Annotated in this window: 20 protein-coding genes; 2 read left to right on the forward strand and 18 right to left on the reverse strand. The window is 58.7% G+C overall.

Features of this window, described 5'->3' with window-relative positions; genetic code table 11:
- Nucleotides 1-99: 99 nt before the first annotated feature.
- From J1777_RS03585 to rpsB, 16 genes are all read right to left on the reverse strand, one after another.
- Nucleotides 100-882: a TrmH family RNA methyltransferase gene (locus J1777_RS03585; protein ID WP_207574467.1), complete on the reverse strand. Its 783-nt coding sequence runs from the start codon at nucleotides 880-882 to the stop codon at nucleotides 100-102.
- Nucleotides 879-1,508 carry a ribonuclease HII gene (rnhB, locus tag J1777_RS03590; RefSeq protein WP_207574468.1) on the reverse strand — a complete coding sequence of 210 codons (630 nt, stop codon included), beginning with the start codon at nucleotides 1,506-1,508 and terminating at the stop codon, nucleotides 879-881. The genes J1777_RS03585 and rnhB overlap by 4 nt, the downstream gene beginning before the upstream one ends.
- Entirely contained in the window at nucleotides 1,501-2,682 is a 1,182-nt protein-coding gene (gene lpxB / locus J1777_RS03595; protein WP_242700366.1) for a lipid-A-disaccharide synthase, read from the reverse strand. The genes rnhB and lpxB overlap by 8 nt, the downstream gene beginning before the upstream one ends.
- Nucleotides 2,683-2,724: 42 nt before the next feature.
- A complete protein-coding gene (gene lpxA, locus J1777_RS03600) occupies nucleotides 2,725-3,516 on the reverse strand; it encodes an acyl-ACP--UDP-N-acetylglucosamine O-acyltransferase (RefSeq protein WP_207574469.1) in 792 nt (263 codons plus the stop codon).
- Nucleotides 3,517-3,526: 10 nt separating this feature from the next.
- Entirely contained in the window at nucleotides 3,527-3,991 is a 465-nt protein-coding gene (fabZ, locus tag J1777_RS03605) for a 3-hydroxyacyl-ACP dehydratase FabZ (RefSeq protein ID WP_207574470.1), read from the reverse strand.
- Between the two features lie 4 nt (nucleotides 3,992-3,995).
- Nucleotides 3,996-4,988, reverse strand: a complete 993-nt coding sequence (gene lpxD / locus J1777_RS03610) for a UDP-3-O-(3-hydroxymyristoyl)glucosamine N-acyltransferase (protein WP_207574471.1) — start codon at nucleotides 4,986-4,988, stop codon at nucleotides 3,996-3,998.
- Nucleotides 4,989-5,001: 13 nt separating this feature from the next.
- Complete coding sequence (locus J1777_RS03615) at nucleotides 5,002-5,505, reverse strand: OmpH/Skp family outer membrane protein (protein WP_207574472.1); 504 nt, start codon at nucleotides 5,503-5,505, stop codon at nucleotides 5,002-5,004.
- Nucleotides 5,505-7,847: an outer membrane protein assembly factor BamA gene (gene bamA, locus J1777_RS03620; protein ID WP_207574473.1), complete on the reverse strand. Its 2,343-nt coding sequence runs from the start codon at nucleotides 7,845-7,847 to the stop codon at nucleotides 5,505-5,507. Before bamA ends, J1777_RS03615 begins: the two co-directional genes overlap by 1 nt.
- A 61-nt stretch (nucleotides 7,848-7,908) precedes the next feature.
- Nucleotides 7,909-9,264: an RIP metalloprotease RseP gene (gene rseP / locus J1777_RS03625; RefSeq protein WP_207574474.1), complete on the reverse strand. Its 1,356-nt coding sequence runs from the start codon at nucleotides 9,262-9,264 to the stop codon at nucleotides 7,909-7,911.
- A gap of 42 nt (nucleotides 9,265-9,306) precedes the next feature.
- Entirely contained in the window at nucleotides 9,307-10,488 is a 1,182-nt protein-coding gene (ispC, locus tag J1777_RS03630; protein ID WP_207574475.1) for a 1-deoxy-D-xylulose-5-phosphate reductoisomerase, read from the reverse strand.
- A gap of 9 nt (nucleotides 10,489-10,497) precedes the next feature.
- Complete coding sequence (locus J1777_RS03635; RefSeq protein WP_207574476.1) at nucleotides 10,498-11,355, reverse strand: phosphatidate cytidylyltransferase; 858 nt, start codon at nucleotides 11,353-11,355, stop codon at nucleotides 10,498-10,500.
- Between the two features lie 108 nt (nucleotides 11,356-11,463).
- Nucleotides 11,464-12,180, reverse strand: coding sequence for a polyprenyl diphosphate synthase (gene uppS, locus J1777_RS03640; protein WP_207574477.1), 717 nt, complete (start codon nucleotides 12,178-12,180; stop codon nucleotides 11,464-11,466).
- Nucleotides 12,180-12,740, reverse strand: a complete 561-nt coding sequence (gene frr / locus J1777_RS03645) for a ribosome recycling factor (protein ID WP_207574478.1) — start codon at nucleotides 12,738-12,740, stop codon at nucleotides 12,180-12,182. The genes uppS and frr overlap by 1 nt, the downstream gene beginning before the upstream one ends.
- A 73-nt stretch (nucleotides 12,741-12,813) precedes the next feature.
- The gene (gene pyrH, locus J1777_RS03650; protein WP_207574479.1) at nucleotides 12,814-13,536 is read right to left on the reverse strand and encodes a UMP kinase; all 723 of its coding nucleotides are present in this window, start codon (nucleotides 13,534-13,536) and stop codon (nucleotides 12,814-12,816) included.
- Between the two features lie 51 nt (nucleotides 13,537-13,587).
- Nucleotides 13,588-14,481: a translation elongation factor Ts gene (gene tsf / locus J1777_RS03655; RefSeq protein ID WP_207574480.1), complete on the reverse strand. Its 894-nt coding sequence runs from the start codon at nucleotides 14,479-14,481 to the stop codon at nucleotides 13,588-13,590.
- Between the two features lie 122 nt (nucleotides 14,482-14,603).
- Entirely contained in the window at nucleotides 14,604-15,359 is a 756-nt protein-coding gene (gene rpsB, locus J1777_RS03660) for a 30S ribosomal protein S2 (RefSeq protein ID WP_207574481.1), read from the reverse strand.
- 157 nt (nucleotides 15,360-15,516) lie between these two features.
- Between rpsB and J1777_RS03665 the strand changes: the two genes are divergently transcribed.
- Nucleotides 15,517-16,923 (forward strand): amidase, encoded by a 1,407-nt coding sequence (locus tag J1777_RS03665; protein ID WP_207574482.1) that lies wholly within the window; start codon nucleotides 15,517-15,519, stop codon nucleotides 16,921-16,923.
- 3 nt (nucleotides 16,924-16,926) lie between these two features.
- Nucleotides 16,927-18,483, forward strand: coding sequence for an NAD(P)H-hydrate dehydratase (locus tag J1777_RS03670; protein WP_207574483.1), 1,557 nt, complete (start codon nucleotides 16,927-16,929; stop codon nucleotides 18,481-18,483).
- 180 nt (nucleotides 18,484-18,663) lie between these two features.
- Here the strand turns inward: J1777_RS03670 and aroC are convergent, their stop codons facing one another.
- Together aroC and J1777_RS03680 are read right to left on the reverse strand one after the other, a co-directional pair.
- Nucleotides 18,664-19,770, reverse strand: a complete 1,107-nt coding sequence (aroC, locus tag J1777_RS03675; protein WP_207574528.1) for a chorismate synthase — start codon at nucleotides 19,768-19,770, stop codon at nucleotides 18,664-18,666.
- Between the two features lie 76 nt (nucleotides 19,771-19,846).
- Nucleotides 19,847-21,535, reverse strand: a complete 1,689-nt coding sequence (locus tag J1777_RS03680) for a PAS domain-containing sensor histidine kinase (RefSeq protein ID WP_207574484.1) — start codon at nucleotides 21,533-21,535, stop codon at nucleotides 19,847-19,849.
- Nucleotide 21,536 lies beyond the last annotated feature (1 nt).

Below are 21,536 nucleotides of genomic sequence, written 5' to 3' on the forward strand. Positions count from 1 at the left end.
CAGAAGTGGCCAAAAAACGACGCTAGGCGTAAAGTAGGTTAGCTGAAAGCCTCTCATTATAGCGACTCGCTCCTCACGTTTTGCGCATGCCATTCGGGATTACCCGACTTGCTTGCAGGCCTGTAGCGCACTGGCGTGCAAACAAATGGCTGCTGCGGCAGCGACATTGAGCGACTCCTCGCCCCCAGGCTGGGCAATGCGCACCCACAGCTGGGCCTGGCTGGCCACCTCAGGGCCTACGCCCTGCCCTTCATGGCCCATGGCCCAGGCGCACGGCCAAGGCAAATCGGCCTGGTGGAGAAACGCGCCTTGGTGCGAGCTGGTGGCCAGCAGCGGCACATTCAGCTGGGCAATATCGGCTGCACTGGCCGACTCCACCAGGTGCAAACCAAAATGCGCCCCCATGCCAGCGCGCAGCACCTTTTGGCTCCACAACGCTGCCGTGCCTTTGAGCGCCAGCACCTGGGCAAAGCCAAAGGCACTGGCGCTGCGCAGCATGGCGCCAACGTTGCCGGCATCTTGCACCCGATCAAGCACCAAGGTGGCCACCCCCGGTTGCAACTGGGTGGCAGCCCCTTGCCAGGGCAAGATGAAACCCATCTTGGCGGGGGACTCCAGGGCGCTGATCTCGGCAAACAAGGCATCCGGCAGGATTACAACTTTGCTAGCTGTTTGCGCCCATTCTTTCGATGTTTCAGACCAATAAGAGTCTGAAAACACCGCTGTATCAGCGCGAAGCCCTCTTGTAAGTGCAGCACGGCACAGGTGATCGCCCTCCAGCCAGACATAGCCCAAGCGCCGGTAAGCACTGGCCTCGCGGGCCAGGCGCTTGAGGTCTTTGATAAATCCGTTGTCACGGGAGGTGATGGTGATGATTTTCATAATGCCTTTTCTCCTTGCCCGGCCCCTTGGCTTTGCAGCGCCCGGGCCACCGGAGCAAAACTGCGCCGGTGTGCCGAAGTGGCCCCCAGCCGGGCCAAAGCCTGCATATGCTGCGCTGTGCCATAGCCTTTGTGCGCGGCAAAGCCGTATTCGGGATAGCGCACATCAAACTCGGCACACCAGCGATCACGCGTGACCTTGGCCAAAATAGAGGCCGCCGAAATCGCCGGCACCAGCAAGTCGCCCTTGACAATCGCTTCGCCCTGCACCGCCAGGCGTGGCAGGCGGTTGCCGTCCACTTGCACCAAGGCCGGTTTTAAGCGCAGGCCTTCCACCGCCCGCTGCATGGCCAGCATGGTGGCGTGCAAGATGTTTAACTGGTCAATTTCTTCAACGCTGGCCTGCGCCACGCAAAAGCACAAGGCTTTGGCGCGAATTTCATCAAACAAGGCTTCGCGGCGTTTGGCGGTGAGTTTTTTCGAGTCAGTCAGACCGGCAATGGGCTGCAGCTCGTCCAAAATGACCGCAGCAGCCACCACGGGCCCCGCCAAAGGGCCACGCCCCGCTTCATCGACCCCGGCCAACAAACCTGCGCAGGGCCAGGGCAAACCAATTTGCTCAGGCATAAATCAAAGTCTCAATGGCTTGTGCCGCCAAGGTAGAAGTATCACGCAGCAAGGACTGGTGCAAGGCCGCAAAGCGATCCTGCACCGCCGCCACCTGGGGCGCGGCCTCGGGGGTCAGCCACTGCTGCACCGCATCGGCCAGGGCGGCCGGGGTGGCGCGGTCTTGCAGCAATTCCGGCACCACAAAATCCTGGCACAAAATATTCGGTAGCCCCACCCAGGGCTGCAATTGCTTGCGCCGCATCAACCGCCAGCTGATCGGGTGCATGTGGTAGCCAATCACCATCGGGCGTTTGAACAAGGCCGCCTCCAACGTGGCCGTGCCGCTGGCAATCAAGGTGCAATCGCACGCCGCCAAGGCCGTGTGCGACTGGCCGGGCAGCAACTGCACGCGGTCGCTCAAGCCCAACTCACTGAGCAAGGCCTGGAGCTGGTCATACAAAGCGGGCACGGCGGGCAGCAGCACTTGCAGTTGCGGCAGGCGCTGCAGCAGCAAGGCCGTTGCCTGCAAAAAAGGCCGCGCAATGTATTGCACCTCCGCGCGGCGGCTGCCGGGCAGCACGGCCAGCACCGGGGCATCCATGGCCAAGCCCAAAGCCTGCCGCGCCGCCTGCTTGTCGGGCTGCTCAGGAATTACCTGGGCCAAGGGGTGACCGACAAAAGTGGCCGCAATGCCTTGCGCAGCCAGCAAAGCGGGCTCAAACGGAAACAGGCACAGCACATGATCGGCCGCAGCACGAATTTTGTGGATCCGCTCAGGCCGCCAAGCCCAAATCGAGGGGCAGACAAAATGCACGGTTTTGATGCCTTGCGCCCGCAAGTCGCGCTCTAACCCCAGATTGAAATCGGGGGCATCCACCCCGACAAATACCGCTGGCCGCTCTTGCAGCAGCTGGCTGCGCAACGCAGAGCGAATTTTTAATATATCTCGCAGTTTTAGGAGGACTTCAAAGCTGTAACCGTGAACTGCCAAGCGCTCACTGCTATACAAAGCATGAAATCCGCGCCGCTGCATCATGGCCCCGCCAATGCCATAGGCCTGCAAATCGGGCCAACGGCGCAGCAAGCCATCGAGCAGCAGGCCAGAGAGCAAATCGCCGGAGGTTTCTCCGGCGACCATGGCAATACGGGGTGGCTGAGGTGGCGTGACCGCCACAGGCATAGGATCAGGCATGGCGATTAACGAAGTTCGTCGGCTCAAGGCGCCAAACAGGGTTTAGCGTGCAATGCCACGGGTCGAGGCCTGCAGAAAATCCTGCATCAAGGCCACATCGGCAGCAGCTTCGGGCGTTTTCTCGGCCAACGCTGGCAAGGCGGCCAAGGCCGCTTGCAAAGTCAGCCCCTGGCGGTACAGCAGCTTGTGCATGGTTTTGACTGCTTGAATCCGTGCCGGAGTGAACCCCCGGCGGCGCAAACCTTCGATATTGAAACTGCGCACAGCCAAAGGATTGCCATCGACCATCATAAAAGGCGGAACATCCTGAGAAATATGGCTGGAAAATCCCGCCATGGCATGGGCACCAATACGGGTAAATTGATGCACCCCCGTAAGGCCACCCAAAATGACCCAATCCCCCACATGCACATGCCCCGCCAAAGTGGCATTATTGGCAAGAATGGTGTTATTGCCGACTTGGCAGTCGTGGGCAATATGCACATAGGCCATCACCCAGTTGTTATTGCCAAGCCGGGTGACCCCTTCGTCTTGCGCTGTACCGGTATTAAAAGTGCAAAACTCGCGAATAGTATTGCCATCGCCAATTTCCAAACGCGTGGGCTCACCGGCATATTTTTTATCCTGCGGCTGCGCCCCCAACGAAGCAAATTGAAAAATCTGGTTATTGCGCCCAATGCGGGTATGGCCCTCAATCACGCAATGCGGCCCAATGCATGTGCCTTCGCCAATCTCAACATCAGGGCCAATAATGCTGTACGCGCCCACCGACACCGATGGGTGCACCACGGCACCTTCGGCAATCAAAGCGGTAGAGTGAATGTGTTGCGACATAGGCAGCCGCTTACGCCTGCTTGTCCTGCTTATCAGGGCCAACGTAGCGCATGGTACACATCAGCTCGGCTTCGCAAGCGATTTCATCGCCGACACGTGCAACACCTTTAAATTTCCAAATTCCGCCCCGAATGCGATCAATCGAGGCTTCCAAAAGCAGCTGGTCACCAGGCTCGACCGGGCGCTTAAAACGGGCCGAATCAATGCCGACAAAATAGTAGATATTATTTTCATCCGGCACTTGTCCCATGGCATCAAATGCCAGCAAACCGGCTGCCTGGGCCAAGGCTTCGAGCATCAAGACACCGGGCATGACCGGGCGGCCTGGAAAATGCCCCATAAAGAATGGTTCATTGAAAGTGACGTTTTTTACCGCCAAGATTCGTGCATTGCGCTCAAGCTCGACAACTTTATCAACCAGTAAAAACGGGTAACGGTGCGGCAGTTGTTTCAGGATTGCGTGAATATTCATCATGTTTTTATTTATCCTCTGTCAAAGCATTGAGTGCTTTTTCAAGTTTCTTAATTCGTTCGCGCAGTTGTGACAACTGCTTCAACGAAGCCGCATTTTTTTCCCATTCGGCATTGGTTTGAATTGGGAAAATTCCAGTATATAAATCCGGCTTATGAATGGAGCGCGTGACCATCGAAGTGGGTGAAATACTGGTGCCATCAGCGATTTGCAAATGCCCCAAAATATTCGCCGCCCCACCAATAGAGCAATGGGCACCAATTTTTGCGCTACCAGCAATGCCGGTATTGCCCGCAATCACCGTGTGCGCGCCAATTTTGACGTTGTGGGCAATTTGCACCAGATTGTCGATTTTTACACCGTCGGCAATCACCGTATCATCCAAAGCGCCCCGGTCAATGCAGGTATTGGCACCGATTTCAACATCATCACCAATCACCACAGCACCTAGTTGCTCAATTTTTTGCCATTGGCCATTTTGTTTGGCAAACCCAAAGCCATCGGCACCAATAACCACGCCGGGATGCAAAATGCAGCGCTCACCGATGGTGCAGCCTTGGCCAATGTGCACCCGAGCGCGTAAAACCGTCTGCGCCCCCACAACGGCACCACGCTCGATGGTGCAATGGGGGCCAACGCTGGCAGAGGGATCAACCAGGGCCTCAGGATGCACCACCGCAGTTGGATGTACTCCTTGCGGCCAGGCAGGTGGTTGCTGGGCCTGCCACAGCTGGGTCAAGCGCGCAAAGTAGGCATAAGGATCGGGCGTGGTAATGCAAGCACCGTGGGCCAAAGCAGCCTCGCGCATGGCGGGCGCAACAATGACGCAGGCCGCCTGGGTTTGCGCCAATTGGGCTGCGTAGCGTGGATTGTGCAAAAAGCTGATGCTGTGGGCATCGGCCGATTCCAAAGGGGCAATCCGGGTAATCGGAGTTTGGGGGTCTCCCCCCTCCAGACACCCTCCCAGAGCCGCCACAATTTGACCAAGCTGCAAACCCACGCCCTGACCCGCCTTATTTGGCGGCGTTCAAAGCTTTAATCACCTTGTCGGTGATGTCATGCTTAGGGTTAACGTAAACCGCTTCTTGCAAAATCACGTCGTACTGCTCGGCCTCGGCGACCTGCTGCACGATTTTGTTTGCTTGGTCCAGAACCTTGGCCAATTCTTCGTTTTTCCGATTGCCCAGATCTTCTTGGAATTCACGGCTCTTGCGCTGGAATTCACGGTCTTGCTCAACCAAGTCACGCTGCTTGGTCACGCGCTGGCTTTCCGACATGGTCGGCGCATCGCGCTCAAACGCATCGGAGCCGCGCTTTAAATTGTCACGCAGAGCGATCAATTCCTTTTCGCGCTTGGAAAACTCTTGCTCTAACCTGGTTTGAGCAGCTTTTGCGGCATTCGCTTCGCGAAATACCCGATCGGTATTAACAAAACCAGCTTTAAAGTCAGCAAATGCCGAAAAGCTCAGACCGGCCAGCAAAGAAGCGGCGACGATGGTGCGAGTGAATTTTTTCATTAGAAAGAAGTCCCAATTTGAAATTGAATTTTTTGCAGTTTATCCTGCGGTTTCTTGCGCACGGGGGTAGCCCAAGCCAAACGCAAAGGCCCTAAAGGAGAAATCCAACTTAAACCAATACCGGCCGAAGCACGAAGCTCGTTAGTACGAATCGGATCGTTTTCGCCAAAAACGTTCCCCACGTCAAAGAAGGTAAACCAGCGCAAGGTTTTATCATTGCCATTGCCCGGGAAAGGGGCGATCAGCTCGAAGTTCATCACCGCCATTTTTGCGCCCCCTACGAAAGAGTAAGAGGTGCAGGGTGTGGCCTCGCCTTGGTAGCAATATGAGCGAGGGCCTAGGCTACCTTGGTCAAAGCCACGCACTGAGCCTAAACCACCTGCGTAGAAATTCTTAAAGACGGGAAATTCTTTGCCGCCCAAACCTTTGCCCCAGCCAATTTCGGTATTAAATGCAAAGGTGATCGCCTTGGTGATTGGAATGTATTGTTGGAACTGGTAATTGGCTTTGATGTATTTTAAATCGCCGGCCATCGACCAATCCGCATTCAAACGCTGGTAGCGCCCTTCATTCGGAGCCAATGCACTATCACGCGAATCGCGCCCCCAGCCCAGGGTTAAAGGAATAGCCGTATTGCTCTTACCCACATAAGGGGTGAAGTACAACGGCATGTACTGGCCGGATTTAATGCTGGTTTGCTCGACACCAGCACCAAAATACACCGTATCCAATTCGCTAAATGGCACACCAAAGCGGATCGATGCCCCCTTGGAGAGGATCTTATACATATCGCTGGTGCCAACCTCGGTGTCATCCACCACATACGAGTAAGGGCGCGAAGTGCGATAGTAAAGATCAATCGTGCGCGAGACACCATCTTGGGTGAAATACGGGTCCGTGGTGCTGACCACCAAAGTGCGGTTGTATTTGCCAGTATTTACATCAATACCCAGGTAATTACCAGAACCAAAAGCATTTTCTTGCTTAATACCAAAGCTCAAGGTCACTTTTTCAGCGCTTGAGAAACCGGCACCCAAAGTTACTGAGCCTGTGGGTTTTTCTTTGACTGTTGTAACCAAATCAACCTGGTCTGGAGAACCTGGAACCTCTTGGGTGTCCATATCCACTTCGGTAAAGAAGCCTAAACGGTCAATCCGGTCACGCGAGAGTTTAATTTTTTCTCCGTCGTACCAAGAGGATTCATACTGGCGAAACTCGCGGCGAATCACTTCATCGCGGGTGCGCTCATTGCCAGCCACTTGGATGCGGCGCACATAAGCGCGGCGTGAAGGTTCGGCCTGCAGAACAAAACTCACGCGGTTGTTTTCGCGGTCAATTTCGGGGACGGCCTCTACACGGGCAAAAGCAAAGCCAAAATTACCAAAGTGATCGGCAAACGCTTTGGTCGTGTCTGTGACCAGTTCAGCGTTATAGGGCTGGCCGGGTTTAATTTTCACCAGCGATTTGAATTCATCTTCACGATCGAGGTAGTTCCCTTCCAGACGCACATCAGAGACAACAAAGCGCTCGCCCTCGTGGATATTGACCACCAAAGAGATATTCTTTTTGTCAGGCGAGATGGCCACTTGGGTGGAATCAATACGAAAATCGATGTAACCGCGCTTCAAATAGTAGGAACGCAGCGTTTCCAAGTCCGCATTGAGCTTGCTGCGCGCATAGCGATTGGATTTGGTGTACCAGCTCATCCAGCCGCCGGTATCTTGGTCCATTTGTTTTTTCAAGGTGGATTCGCTAAAGGCGTTGGCACCCACAATGCGAATTTCATTGATTTTTGCCGCTTTGCCTTCCACCACCGAGAACGTTAAATTCACCCGGTTGCGCTCAATGGGCGTGACGGTAACCACCACTTCAGCGCCGTACAAGCTGCGGCTGATGTATTGGCGCTTGAGCTCTTGCTCGGCCCGATCGGCCAAGGCTTTATCGAATGGGCGGCCTTCGGCCAGACCCACATCGCGCATCGATTGCTGCAAGGCCTTTTTATCAAACTCTTTGGTACCAACAAATTCAACATTGGCAATGGTGGGGCGCTCTTCGACGACCACCACCAGCACATCGCCATTGGCCTCTAGGCGCACATCTTTGAACAAGCCCAAGGCAAACAGGGCACGAATGGCTGCGGTGCCTTTTTCGTCATCGTATTCGTCGCCCACACGCACGGGGATGGAAGCAAAAACGGTTCCTGCTTCTACGCGCTGCAAGCCCTCAACACGAATATCTTGCACCTTGAAGGGCTCTAAGGCCCAGGCCATTTGGGCCACGGTAAGCAAAGCGGCAGCGGCCACAACAGTGCGTGCGCCCAAGTATTGAACGGGTAGTTTCATGAGGATTTAAAACAGCCTGGAGAAACCAGGCAAAGTATTTTTAGATTAAGCAACCAGTAATTTATGCTGCAAACAGGCGTTGAATATCATTAAAAACAGCCACAGCCATCAATAATACCAAGATGCCGATTCCCACGCGCTGCAGCCCTTGCATCCAGCTTTCGCTGACCGGATGCCCGGTGACTGCCTCCCATAGATAATACATCAGGTGCCCCCCGTCCAAAACGGGCAACGGCAAGAGATTGAGCACCCCAAGGCTGACGCTGATCAGCGCCAAAAACGCCAAATATTGCATCAGCCCCATGCTGGCGGACTTGCCCGCATAGTCGGCAATGGTCAGCGGCCCGCTAAGATTTTTCACCGATGCTTCGCCCACCAGCATCTTGCCCATCATGCGCAGGCTCAGGATGGCCACCTCCCACGTTTTGCTAGCACCAGCAACCATCCCGTCGATAAAGCCGTACTGCACCGTGACCATTTCTGGCGCACGGCCAATCATGGCCCCAATGCGGCCATAGGGGCCCTGCGGGCTTTGCACAACTTCTGGCGTGACGGGCAATGTGAGTGTGCTACCGGCCCGCTCAATGGCCCAGTGCTGCACGCGGCCTTGGGTGTTGAGACGAATGGTTTGGCGCAGTTGGGCACCGTCGTGCATGGGCTGGCCATCGACGGCCAAGACGGCATCCCCATCGCGCAAGCCCGCTTGGCTGGCAGGGGTATCGGGCAGCACATCGCCCACCACGGCAGGCATCCACGGCGCGACCAAACCAATGCGCGAGAGCAAGGCCGCATCCACTTCAGCCGCTTGAATATTGGACAAAGGCAGCAGCACTGGACGGGCATGCAGGCCACGGGCATCGGTGACATGAAGCTGCAGATCCTGGCCGTTCAGGGCCCCTTGGGTCAGCTGCCAACGCAAATCGTCCCAAGAGCGAATCGCCTCGGTTTGCCCCTGAATGTGTGCCGATTGCACCCAGTCTTGCGCTTGCAAGCCAGCCTGCTCGGCCATGCTGCCAGGCACCGGGCTGGCAATGACGGCCTTGGGCGCTTCTACGCCCAACCAATTGATGAGGCTGTACAAGGCCACGGCCAAGATCAAATTGGCCAAAGGGCCGGCGGCCACAATCGCCACCCGCGAGCGCAGTGGCTGGGTGTTAAAGGCCAGGTGGCGCTCTTGAGGTGGCACGCTGCCTTCGCGCTCATCGAGCATCTTGACGTAGCCGCCCAGCGGCAGCGCGGCAATTACAAACTCGGTATCGGTACCCTTTTTGCGCCAGCGCAGCAAGGGTTTGCCCATGCCGATGGAAAAGCGCAACACCTTCACGCCACAGGCCACGGCCACGCGGTAGTGGCCATATTCATGAATCGCAATCAGCAGCCCCAGGGCGACCAAAAAAGCAACAAGGGTTAGCAACATGTCATTCCTTACGGGCCCAAGCACACACCGCTGTGCACCGCCCTATACAACCCAACGCTGGGCGATTTGCGCCGCAACGGCGCGGGCCTGGGCATCCAGATCCAGCAACGCGGCGACGCTGGCGGGGCGCTCGTGTGGCACCAACTGCGCCAGCGTGGCTTGATTGACGGCTTGGATGCGGTCAAAAGGCAAGCGTTCCGCCAAAAAAGCGGCCACGGCCACCTCGTTGGCGGCATTGAGCACGGTGGTGGTGCCTTCAGGGGCTTTGAGCGCTTGCCACGACAAATGCAAACCGGGAAAGCGCACCGCATCGGCCGCTTCAAACGTCAGCGCTGCCATTTGGGTGAAATCCAAGGGGGCCACGCCACTGCTGATGCGCTCAGGCCAAGCCATGCCGCAGGCAATCGGCACGCGCATATCGGGCGTGCCCAGTTGCGCGAGGATGGAGCTGTCTTGCAGCTGCACCATGGAATGCACAATTTGCTCAGGATGAATGACCACCCGAATTTGCTCGGGTGCCATGCCAAACAGCCAGCGCGCCTCGATCACCTCCAGCGCCTTGTTCATCATGGTGGCGGAATCGACCGAAATCTTGCGCCCCATGCTGAAGTTGGGGTGCTTGCACGCTTGCGCAGGGGTGACTTGCCCCAGCGTAGCCGGGTCGCGCTGGCGAAACGGCCCGCCCGAGGCCGTCAGGATGATGCTGTGCACGCGCTGCGCCCAGGTGCTGCGGTCTTCCGGCAGGCATTGGAAAATGGCCGAGTGCTCGCTATCAATGGGCAGCAGCGTGCAGCCATGGTCTTTCACGGTCTGCATAAACAGGGCACCGCCAACCACCAAGGCCTCTTTATTGGCCAAGAGCAGCCGTTTGCCCGCCCGCGCAGCCGCCAGGCACGGGGCCAAGCCTGCAGCGCCGACAATCGCGCCCATGACGGTATCGACTTCTGCATGCGATGCTATCGTTTCAAGTGCATCTGGCGCTTGCAAGACTTCGGTTTTAAGGTTGTTTTGCTTTAATTTATCGGCCAGCTGTGCGGCATGTGCTGCACTTGCCATTACGGCATAGCGCGGCGTGAAGGCTTGGCATTGCGCCAGCAAGGCATCCACCTGGGTTGCTGCACTGAGCGCAAAAATTTCAAATTGATCGGGGTGGCGGCGCACCACATCCAGCGTGCTGGTACCAATGGAGCCGGTCGAACCCAGCACCGTAAGACGTTGCTTCATAAAACTTCTTTAAATCACCGTGACGCTGCTGACCAGCATCATGGCCAAGGGCAAAGTGGGAACAAGGGCATCAATGCGGTCGAGCACGCCGCCATGGCCGGGCAGCAGCTGGCTGCTGTCTTTGACCCCGGCGCTGCGCTTGATCAGCGACTCGACCAAATCACCCAACACGCTCATGGCCGTTAAAAACAAAGTGGCCACCACCAGCAAGGCCCACCCGCCCTGCGCCAAATGGCTAAACAGGCTGAGTGAATCGGGCTGCCGCTGGGCATCGCATTGCACCCACAGCACGGCCATGAGCATCACCCCCACGGCGCCGCCCAGGGCCCCTTCCCAGCTTTTGCCGGGGCTGATGCTGGGGGCGAGTTTGACTTTGATAAACCGTTGCCCCAAAGCACGGCCGGCAAAATAGGCCGCGATGTCGGCCATCCAGACCAACAACAGCACCGAAAGCAAAAAATTGATGCCCATGCCCCGTGCCTGCACCATGGCCAAGCCTGCGGCCAGCAAGGCCAACAACCCCAAAGGCCAGCGCAGCCACAGCGCAATCCGCGCCCACACCGGCACGCCATGGCGCACCAAAAAACTGGCCGCCAACACCCAGGCACCCCCAACAGCCCACCACAGCAAAGGGTAGGAAGCGGCCAGCCAGCCCTGCTGCCAAGCCAGGCCCGCGACAGCGGCAACCCCGGCCACACTGGCCCAGGTGGCCACAGGGCCGACAAGGTTAAGCCGCCCCCACTCCCACGCGCCAGCGCTGACCATCACCAGCACAATGCCGTTAAAGCCAAGCGTGTTGGGGTGCAACAAGGCGGGCAAGAGGATGGCCAACAAAACCAAGGCGGTGATAACACGCTGTTTCAACATGCAAAGCTTCCTTCAGCCAGAATTAAACAGGAGCTGCTCCCGCTTTGTTCTCAATATTTTTATAAATAAATGGATTGAATACTTTTGTAGGTATGCGCAATCAGCTATTTATTTTGAAGCAATCTGGGCCGATATCTGCCCAAATCGGCGTTCTCGCTGGGCATACTGGGCGATGGCTGCATCCAAATCGGCCGCATCAAAATCGGGCCAGAGCCGATCACTGAACAGCAACTCGGAATACGCCGCCTGCCACAGCAAGAAGTTGCTGATGCGCATCTCGCCGCCGGTACGGATCAGCAAATCGGGCTCGCTTACATGGGCCAAGGCCATGGCCGCGCTCAGATTGTCTTCGGTCAAAGGCTGGCCAGCGGCTGCCACTTTGGCCGCTGCTTGGGCCATGTCCCAGCGCCCACCGTAGTTAAAGCAAATGTTCAGCACCAACTGCGTGTTGTGCGCGGTCATCTGCTCTGCCTGGGCAAAGCCGGTCTGCACCTTCTCTGACAGCCCTGCGCGTTCGCCAACAAAGTGCAGGCGCACGCCCTCGCGGGCCAGCTCGGGCACTTCGCGGGTCAGGGCCAGCGCCATCAAGTCCATCAGGCCAGAGACTTCTTCCTGTGGACGATTCCAGTTTTCCGACGAAAAGGCAAACACGGTGAGCACCGCCACACCGCGCTCGATGCACAGGCGTACACAGCGACGCAAGGCATCGACCCCTTTTTTATGCCCCGCCAAGCGCGGCAAAAAGCGTTTTGTGGCCCACCGGCCATTACCATCCATGGCGATGGCAATGTGCCGGGGCACGCTAGCACAAGCACCCGAAGGCATTACACCGCCATGATGTCCTGCTCTTTGGCCGAAACCAGAGCATCAATTTCAGCGATGAATTTATCGGTGAGTTTTTGGATATCGGCTTCCGTGCGCTTTTGATCGTCTTCGGAGGCTTCTTTTTCTTTCACCAGCTTTTTGACACTCTCGTTGGCATCGCGGCGCAGGTTGCGCACGGCCACTTTGGAGGCTTCGCCCTCGTTGCGGGCCAGCTTGGTCATTTCCTTGCGGCGCTCTTCGCTCATGGGCGGCATGGGCACGCGCAGCAAATCGCCCAAAGAGGCGGGGTTCAAGCCCAAATCGCTTTCGCGGATGGCTTTTTCGATCTTGGCAGCCATGTTTTTCTCCCACGGCTGCACGCCAATGGTGCGCGAATCAATCAGCGACAGATTGGCCACCTGCGACAGCGGCACCATGGCACCGTAGTAATCCACATGAATGGTGTCCAGCAACTGGGGGCTGGCGCGGCCCGTGCGGATGCGCGAGAGGTTGTTTTTCAGCGCCTCGATGGATTGCCCCATCTTGGTTTCGGCGTTTTTCTTGATATCGGCAATGGTCATTTGGCTTCTCTCCAAAAACAAACAGCCTTCCAATGTTTACACACAGGAAGGCTAAAAAAATCCTTAATCGGCTTTAGGCAGTCACCAGTGTGCCCTCATCCTCGCCCATCACCACGCGCATCAAAGCGCCCGGCTTGACGATGGAGAACACACGAATCGGCAGTTTTTGATCGCGGCACAGGGCAAAGGCCGTGGCATCCATGATGCCCAGATGGCGACCAATGGCCTCGTCAAACGACAGCCGGGTGTAGCGTGTGGCAGTGGGATCTTTCATCGGGTCGGCGGTGTAAACACCATCAACCTTGGTGGCCTTGAGCACCACTTCGGCACCAATTTCCGCACCGCGCAAGGACGCAGCGGTATCGGTGGTGAAGAAAGGGTTGCCCGTGCCCGCCGCAAAAATCACCACTTTGCCCTCTTCGAGGTACTGCAAGGCTTTGGGACGCACATAGGGCTCGACCACCTGCTGGATGTCGATGGCCGACATCACCCGGGCCGTTACCCCCTGTTTACCCATGGCATCGGCCAGGGCCAAGGCATTCATCACCGTGGCCAGCATGCCCATGTAATCGGCCGTGGCGCGATCCATTCCCGCCGAACCACCGGCAATGCCCCGGAAAATATTGCCCCCACCAATCACCACCGCCACTTGCACACCGATGCGGGCCACCTCGGCCACCTCGGCCACCATGCGTTCGATGGTGGCTTGGTTAATTCCAAAAGCATCGTCCCCCATCAACGCCTCGCCAGACAGCTTGAGCAAAATACGTTGATGGACGGGTTGTGGTGCGCTCATGGTGCGATTCCTGCAAAAAATAAAGGGGAGGGCAAATTTAAAACAGACCGATTAAGCACCTTTGGCAGCGGCCATTTGGGCAGCCACTTCAGCAGCGAAATCGTCGGCTTTTTTCTCAATGCCTTCACCCACCACGTACAGGGTAAACGCTTTGATGGTGGTGTTTTTGGCTTTGAGCATTGCGCCCACGGTTTGCTTGCCGTCTTCGGCTTTAACAAACACTTGGTCGGCCAGCGAGACTTCTTTGAGGTACTTTTGCACCGCGCCTTCAACCATTTTGGCGGCGATCTCGGCTGGTTTGCCCGACTCTTCGGCCTTGGCAGCAGCGACCGAGCGCTCTTTTTCGATCAAATCTGCAGGCACTTCGGCGCTGGTCAGGGCCACCGGCTTCATGGCGGCAATGTGCATTGCCACGTCTTTGGCGGCAGCAGCATCACCCTCAAAGGCCACCAGCACGCCAATGCGCGAACCGTGCAGGTAAGCGGCCAGCTCGCTGCCATCAAAACGCTTGAAGCGACGGAAGGACATGTTCTCGCCGATTTTGCCGATCAGGCCTTTGCGCACTTCTTCCAGGGTGGGGCCGAAACCATCTTGCTCGTAAGCCAACGCGCCCAGGGCATCGATGTCTGCGGGGTTGTGTTTAGCGATCAGCTCGGCAGCGGCCTTGGCCATGGCGATGAAGCTATCGTTTTTAGAAACAAAGTCGGTTTCGCTGTTCACTTCGACCAGGGCACCCAGGTTGCCTTCAACAAACGAGGCGACCACACCTTCAGCGGTCACGCGGCTTGCGGCTTTACCTGCTTTGGTGCCCAGTTTCACGCGCAGCAGCTCTTCGGCCTTGGCCATGTCGCCGGCGGCTTCGGTCAGGGCTTTTTTGCACTCCATCATGGGGGCGTCGGTTTTGCCACGCAGTTCAGCGACCATGCTTGCGGTAATTGCAGCCATTTTGATTCTCCGTATTCAGTTCAATGCTTTAAAAATAGCAGTTACAAAAAGGGGGCTACCTGAGCCCCTTTGTTCTGCGGTGCTGCGTGTTGGCAGCACCTGAGGGCAGCGAAAAGCTGTGCTTAGGCAGCGCTGCCTTCTTGCACTTCGACGAATTCGTCGTTGCCTTCGCTGGAGACGGCTTGCACCACTTCGTTCAGGCGGGCTTCACGGCCTTCCAGGATGGCATCAGCGATGCCACGGGCGTACAGCGCCACAGCCTTGGCCGAGTCGTCGTTACCGGGGATCACGTAATCAATGCCAACGGGGTTGTGGTTGGTATCGACCACACCGATCAGGGGAATGCCCAGTTTTTTGGCTTCAGTGATAGCAATTTTGTGGAAACCAACGTCGATCACAAAGATGGCATCGGGCAGGCCATTCATGTCTTGAATGCCGCCGATATCGCGCTCGAGCTTGGCCAGCTCACGGGCAAACATCAGTTGTTCTTTTTTCGACAGAGATTCCAAACCGACTTCTTGCTGGGCCTTCATGTCTTTGAGGCGCTTGATAGAAGTTTTCACGGTTTTGAAGTTGGTCAGCATGCCGCCCAACCAGCGCTGATCCACATAGGGCACGCCAGCGCGCTGGGCTTGCTCAACGACCAACTCACGGGCTTGGCGCTTGGTGCCAACCATCAAAATAGTGCCGCCCTTGGCTGCCAATTGCTTGACGAACTTTTGCGCGTCCTGGAACATGGGCAATGTTTTTTCCAGGTTGATGATGTGGATTTTGTTGCGATGGCCAAAAATGAAGGGGGCCATTTTCGGGTCCCAAAAACGAGTTTGGTGACCAAAGTGGACACCGGCTTCCAACATTTCGCGCATAGTGACGGACATAGATACTCCAGAAGGTTAGGTCTAAAATTCAGCTCGATTTTGCTGCTACCCGGTTAAAAATCAGGCGGCAACAACACCTTAAGGAAGCTGATTTGTTATTTGCTTCGCACCCCTGCACAAGTGCAAGTAGCAAAGCCTGTCAATTCTAGCATGAACCATGATTTCTGATTTCACTGCCCTGCGCGCGCAACTGGCCAACGGGCGCACCAGCGCGGCCACTGCTTTATCGGCCTGCCGCGCCCAGGCGCACAGCGCTGCTGGCAAGTTGGCTTACACCCACCTCGAAACCAGCGAAAACCACGCCTGCCGCAGCGCCCCGCTGCACCTGCCGTTGGCCGGCGTCGCGGTGTCGGTCAAAGCACTGTTTGATGTGCAAGGCTGGGTCACCCACGCGGGCTCTAAAGTCTTGCAAGCCCAGCCGGCGGCCACCACCGATGCCGTGGCGGTGGCCCGTTTGCGTGCTGCCGGGGCCACGCTGATGGGCCAAACGCACATGGTGGAATTTGCCTTTTCTGGCGTGGGTACCAACCCGCACTACCCCACACCGGCGGCCATGGATGCCTTGTGGGGACGCGATTTGGGCGATGTGTATGTGCCGGGCGGCTCCTCCTCCGGTGCGGCGGCTTCAGTGGCCAGCGGCAGCGCTTGGCTGGGGCTGGGGTCGGATACGGGGGGCTCGATTCGCATTCCAGCAGCGCTTAATGGGTTGGTGGGATTTAAATCCACCGCCAACCTGGTGCCGCTGCAAGGAACCCTGCCGCTGTCCAGCACCCTGGATACCGCCTGCGCCCTCACCCGCAGCGTGCGCGATGCCATCACCGCCCATGAGATTTTGGCCGCGCGACGCATCACCCGCAGCTGCGCACCGCTGGCCGCATGGCGGCTGGCCATTCCCAGCACCTTGATGCTCAGTGACTTGGCCCCTGCCATTGCCGCTGGTTTTACGCGCAGCATTGCGCTGCTGCGCCAAGCGGGCGCACACATTGAAGAAATAGCGCTGCCTGAACTGGATGCGCTGCCCGCCATCCACCGCCGTGGCACGCTCGCTGCCGCCGAAAGCTTTGCCTGGCACGAGCCACTGCTGGCCCAACACGGCCATAACTACGATCCACGTGTGCGCCAACGCATTGAAGCGGGGCGGCACATGAGCGCTGCCGATTACCTGCGCTTGCACCAGGCGCGAAACGACTGGATTGCACAGGTCAATGCCCGCATTGCCCGGTTTGATGCATTGCTCAGCCCCACCACGCCAATCACTGCGCCCTTGCTCGCAGCGGTGGCCCCGGCCAGCGCACTGGATCCGGCCCAGGACGCGGCCCGCGATGCGGCCTTTGTAACCGCCAACGCGCTGCTGCTGCGCAACACCAGCGTGGTGAACATGCTGGACGGCTGCGCCTTGAGCATTCCCTGTCACCTGCCCGGTGAGCTGCCCATGGGCTTGATGCTCTGGCACGGTGCTGATCGTGACGATGCCCTGTTCAACCTGGGCCTGTTGGCAGAAAGCACCTTGCTCACAGAGGCCCTGCGCCAAGGGGCCCAGCGCGCTCAGCCACTGCACTGCTAAACCATGCCCCAGCGTCTGCCTGCCACTCCCCTACCCCTGTTCAACAGTGCCAGCACCCGCGCCCTGGAGCAGGCGGCGCTGGCATGGCACCCCCAGCCCAGCCTGATGCAACGCGCCGGTCGCGCTTGCGCCCAGCTGGCCCAGGCGCTTGCCCCGCATGCCCAGCATATTTGGGTGCTGTGCGGCCCAGGCAATAACGGTGGCGATGGCTTGGCCGCTGCGGCCATCCTGGCCGCGCAGGGGCGCAAAGTCACCCTGACCTGGCTGGGCCAGCGCGAACGCTGCAGCAGCGACACCTTGGTCGCACTGCAGCAAGCACAAAACCAAGCCATTCACTGGAGCGACACGCCCCCGGCCCTGCAGCCGCACGACCTCATTGTGGATGCCCTGCTTGGCCTGGGCTTGCACAGCCAGGCAGCGACCAACCCCCGCATCGCCGCCCTGCTGCAGCACAGCTATGCCAGCCCGGCAACGGTTTTGGCGGTGGATTTACCCAGCGGGCTGCAGGCCGACACCGGCCTGTGGCAAGCGGGGTATGCACCGCAAACACCGCACCACAGCCCCGGCCACCAACAGCGCCACACCCTGAGTCTGCTGACCTTGAAACCCGGCCTGTTTACCGCCGATGGGCGCGATGCGGCGGGCCAAATTTGGTTCGATGATCTGGGCCTGGGGCAGCTGCCCATTGCCCTCCCCAGCCCTGCGCCCACCGCTTGGCTGCACCACCCTGCTGCACCGATCACGGCAGGATTGGCGGCCCGTCGCCACGCCAGCCACAAAGGCAGTTTTGGCGATGTGCTGGTCATTGGCGGCCAGGGCTTGCAAGCGGGGGCGGCCATGCAGGGCGCGGCGATTTTGGCCGCCAGTGCCGCCTTGCACCATGGCGCGGGCCGGGTGTTTCTGCACCTGCTAGACCATGGCCAGCTGCAGCAACTGCCCCAAACGCCCGAAATCATGCTGCGCAACCAAGTGACCGCCTTGGCGCAATTGCCCAGCAGCACGGTGGTGTGCGGCTGTGGCGGCGGCAGCAGCGTGGCCGCCTTGCTGCCCAAAGTGCTGGAGCACAGCGCCCGTTTGCTGCTGGACGCGGATGCATTGAACGCCATCGCCGCCGATGCCATGCTGCGCCAGCGCCTAAAAAACCGGGGGCCAGCGGGCCTGCCCACCGTGCTCACCCCCCACCCCCTTGAAGCAGCCCGGCTATTGAATAGCAGCGTGCCTGCTGTGCAAGCCGACCGCTTGGCGGCGGCGCACACCCTGGCCAACACCCTGGACTGCACCGTGCTGCTCAAAGGCAGCGGCAGCATCATTGCCAGCCCGGGCGAGGTGCCGCACATCAACCCCACCGGCAATGCCTTGCTGGCGACCGGCGGCACCGGCGATGTCTTGGCGGGCATGGTGGCCGCGCGCTGGGCCAGCATGCCAAACGGTATGCACCGCCAGGCCCACCACGCGGCCTGCGCTGGCGCTTATGCCCATGGGGCCATTGCCGATGGCTGGCCTGCGCAGCGCCCTTTAACGGCGCAGGCCTTGGCGCGCACATTGGCGCGTGCTTGCTAAGTGGTAGCTGGTAGCTGGTAGCTGGTAGCTGGTAGCTGGTAGCTGGTAGCTGGTAGCTGGTAGCTGGTAGCTGGTAGCAAGAAAGTATTAGTAATAAAAAGAGCTGGTTACGCTGAAAAAATAAATGGTTGAGGGATAAAACACCCTCAACCCTTTATGCATCAAGCGCAAACAGCTATCTTAAATAGGGGTATCCAGCGCAGCAGCAATGGCCGCCAAATCCACCTGCACGCCGCCACACTGGGCGCGTTGGCGCAAGGCGTGGTCCATCAGCACCAGGGCCAGCAGCGCCTCAGCAATCGGGGCGGCGCGAATGCCAACGCAGGGGTCGTGGCGGCCTTTGGTGACTACCTCGACCGGCTCTCCATGGATGTTGATGGAGGGGCGCGGGCTCAAAATCGAGCTGGTGGGTTTGATGGCAATGCTCACCTCAATATCCTGCCCGCTGCTGATGCCGCCCAGCACCCCGCCAGCGTGGTTGCTGGCAAAGCCTTGGGGGGTCATGGCATCGCCATGCACGGTGCCGCGCTGGGCAACGCTGTCAAAACCGGCACCAATTTCCACGCCTTTGACGGCGTTCAGCCCCATCATGGCGTAGGCAATGTCGGCATCGAGCTTGTCGTAAATCGGCTGCCCCAGGCCCACGGGCACACCGCTGGCTTGCACGCGAATGCGCGCCCCGCAGCTGTCATGCGCTTTGCGCAGCATGTCCATATAGTCTTCCAGCGCCTGCACATTGGCCACGGGGGCAAAGAAAGGGTTGTGAGCCACATGCGCCCAGCTCTCAAAGGCAATGGGCAATTCACCCAACTGGGTCATGCAGGCCCGAACTTGCGTGCCAAATTTTTCTTTCAGCCATTTTTTGGCCACCGCACCGGCGGCCACCGTGGGGGCCGTCAGCCGCGCCGAAGAGCGCCCACCGCCGCGCGGATCGCGCACGCCGTATTTTTGCCAATAGACGTAATCGGCATGCCCCGGGCGAAACTGCTGGGCGATATCGCCATAGTCTTTGCTGCGCTGGTCGGTATTGCGAATCAGCAGGGCAATGGGGGTGCCCGTGGTCACGCCCTCGTACACGCCCGAGAGGATTTCCACCTGGTCCGGCTCTTGCCGCTGGGTGACGTGGCGGCTGGTGCCGGGGCGACGGCGGTCCAGGTCGTGCTGAATATCGGCCGCTGTCAATGCCATGCCCGGCGGGCAGCCATCAATAACGCAGCCAATCGCTGGGCCGTGGGATTCACCAAAGTTGGTGACGGTAAAAAGGGTGCCAAAAGTATTGCCGCTCATAGTGGCGCGAATTATCACCCAGGCCATGGGCTACGGATGCCGCCCAGCGCCCTTGATTGGGGGGTGCGGTCTGCGCCTATGGCGCATCCTGCGCGGTGCCAGCGCTGGGCATGGGGGCGCACAGGGGCAACTCCAGCGTAAAGCGGCTGCCTTGGCCACAGTAGCTCTCGAGTGCAATGCGCCCGCCCAGCAAGCCCGTGACCAGGGTATAGACAATGTGCAGCCCCAGGCCCGAGCCACCTTGCCCCAGCTTGGTGGTGAAAAAAGGATCAAACACGCGTTTTTGCTGGTTGGCGGGAATGCCACAGCCATCGTCACTGACCACCAGGCGCACGCAATCGTCATCACACAGCCACGCTTGCACCCAGATATTGCCCGCCACCCCAGCCGCAAAGGCATGGGTCAAAGCATTGGCAATCAAATTCATCAGCACCTGCCCCAAAGGGCCGGGGTAACTTTCCAACTCCAGCTGGGGCGGGATGGTGCAATGCAATTGATGGGCCGTGCGGCGAATGGCTGGGCGCATGGTCAGGGCAATTTCTTGCATCAGCTCGTGCAAATCAAAGCGCCGCCGCTGGCTGCTGGCTTGGTCCACCGCCAACTGTTTGAAGCTGCCCAGCAATTGCGCCGCACGGTGCAGGTTGCGCTCGATGATGGCACTGCCTTCTTGCGCATCGGCCAAGTACTGCGCCAGCGCCGTGCGCGTCAGCCCGCTGGCCACCTGCTGCTGCAGCCGCTGCTGGGCGTGTTGCAAGGTGGAGGCGACGGTGACGGCATTGCCGATCGGGGTGCTCAGCTCATGCGCCACCCCGGCGACCAAAGCGCCTAGCGAGGCCAATTTTTCGCTTTGCAGCAAGCCTTCCTGGGTTTGCTGCAGGCGCTCCAAGGTGGCTTGCAACTGCGCCGTGCGCTCTTGTACACGCTGCTCTAGCTCGGTGTTGAGGGTGTGAATTTCTTGCTCATACAGCTTGCGCTCGGTGATGTCGAACTCAATACCGTCAAACACAATGTGGCCATTGGCCAGCCGCCGGGGGGAGGAAACCACCCGGAACCAGCGAACGCTGCCATCGGGCAAGCGGCTGCGCACCTCCAGCTTGAACGGGGTGAGGTGGGTGAGGCATTCGTGCTCAATGGCCTGCAAGCGCCGGGCATCTTCGGGCAGTAACTGCTGGTACAGCAGGCGTGCATCTTGCTGCACCGCATGCGCGGACAGTTGGTGCATGCGCTGCACGCCCTGGCTGATATAGGTCAGCACCCGCTGCTGGCCATCGATACCACAGTCCATTTGAAACACCATGGCATCGGGCAGGTTGTCGCTGATCCGCTGCAGCCGCTGCTGGCTCTCGTGCAGATGGCTTTGGGCCTGCTTGAGGCTGGTGATGTTGATATGGGTCCCCACCACCCGCCCTGAACCCTGCCCTTGGGCACCCGGCAAGGCCATGCCCCGCGACCAAATCCAGACCCACGAGCCATCGGCATGGCGCATGCGAAACTCGTTTTCGTACATGCCTTGCGCCCCGGCGGCCAAATACTGCGCAAAGTCGGCACTGGCGCGTTCCCGATCCTGCGGATGCAGCCACTGCACCCAAATGGCATGCAAGTTGTGGCTGCCTTGGGTATCCGGAAAGTCTTCTGGCCGCTGCCCCAGCATGGTGAAATATTCTGGGCTGGCCCACAGGTGCTGGGTGTTTGGCTCCCACTCCCAGACCCCGGTATTGGAAACCTGGGCCAAAATATTTTGCAGGCGCTCAAGTTCTGAATTCATA

Origin of the sequence: Comamonas denitrificans (genome assembly GCF_017368815.1) — a bacterium.
Lineage (GTDB): Bacteria > Pseudomonadota > Gammaproteobacteria > Burkholderiales > Burkholderiaceae_C > Comamonas > Comamonas denitrificans.

Excerpts from the sequence above, each read along its gene's own strand:
- rpsB (WP_207574481.1), bottom strand. The coding sequence starts at position 15,359 with ATGTCCGTCACTATGCGCGAAATGTTGGAAGCCGGTGTCCACTTTGGT.
- pyrH (WP_207574479.1), bottom strand. The coding sequence starts at position 13,536 with ATGAGCGCACCACAACCCGTCCATCAACGTATTTTGCTCAAGCTGTCT.
- frr (WP_207574478.1), bottom strand. The coding sequence starts at position 12,740 with ATGACCATTGCCGATATCAAGAAAAACGCCGAAACCAAGATGGGGCAA.
- rseP (WP_207574474.1), bottom strand. The coding sequence starts at position 9,264 with ATGTTGCTAACCCTTGTTGCTTTTTTGGTCGCCCTGGGGCTGCTGATT.
- J1777_RS03665 (WP_207574482.1), top strand. The coding sequence starts at position 15,517 with ATGATTTCTGATTTCACTGCCCTGCGCGCGCAACTGGCCAACGGGCGC.
- fabZ (WP_207574470.1), bottom strand. The coding sequence starts at position 3,991 with ATGATGAATATTCACGCAATCCTGAAACAACTGCCGCACCGTTACCCG.
- J1777_RS03680 (WP_207574484.1), bottom strand. The coding sequence starts at position 21,535 with ATGAATTCAGAACTTGAGCGCCTGCAAAATATTTTGGCCCAGGTTTCC.
- lpxA (WP_207574469.1), bottom strand. The coding sequence starts at position 3,516 with ATGTCGCAACACATTCACTCTACCGCTTTGATTGCCGAAGGTGCCGTG.
- aroC (WP_207574528.1), bottom strand. The coding sequence starts at position 19,770 with ATGAGCGGCAATACTTTTGGCACCCTTTTTACCGTCACCAACTTTGGT.
- bamA (WP_207574473.1), bottom strand. The coding sequence starts at position 7,847 with ATGAAACTACCCGTTCAATACTTGGGCGCACGCACTGTTGTGGCCGCT.
- rnhB (WP_207574468.1), bottom strand. The coding sequence starts at position 1,508 with ATGCCTGAGCAAATTGGTTTGCCCTGGCCCTGCGCAGGTTTGTTGGCC.
- J1777_RS03670 (WP_207574483.1), top strand. The coding sequence starts at position 16,927 with ATGCCCCAGCGTCTGCCTGCCACTCCCCTACCCCTGTTCAACAGTGCC.
- ispC (WP_207574475.1), bottom strand. The coding sequence starts at position 10,488 with ATGAAGCAACGTCTTACGGTGCTGGGTTCGACCGGCTCCATTGGTACC.
- J1777_RS03635 (WP_207574476.1), bottom strand. The coding sequence starts at position 11,355 with ATGTTGAAACAGCGTGTTATCACCGCCTTGGTTTTGTTGGCCATCCTC.
- J1777_RS03585 (WP_207574467.1), bottom strand. The coding sequence starts at position 882 with ATGAAAATCATCACCATCACCTCCCGTGACAACGGATTTATCAAAGAC.
- lpxB (WP_242700366.1), bottom strand. The coding sequence starts at position 2,682 with ATGCCTGATCCTATGCCTGTGGCGGTCACGCCACCTCAGCCACCCCGT.
- J1777_RS03615 (WP_207574472.1), bottom strand. The coding sequence starts at position 5,505 with ATGAAAAAATTCACTCGCACCATCGTCGCCGCTTCTTTGCTGGCCGGT.
- uppS (WP_207574477.1), bottom strand. The coding sequence starts at position 12,180 with ATGCCTTCGGGTGCTTGTGCTAGCGTGCCCCGGCACATTGCCATCGCC.
- tsf (WP_207574480.1), bottom strand. The coding sequence starts at position 14,481 with ATGGCTGCAATTACCGCAAGCATGGTCGCTGAACTGCGTGGCAAAACC.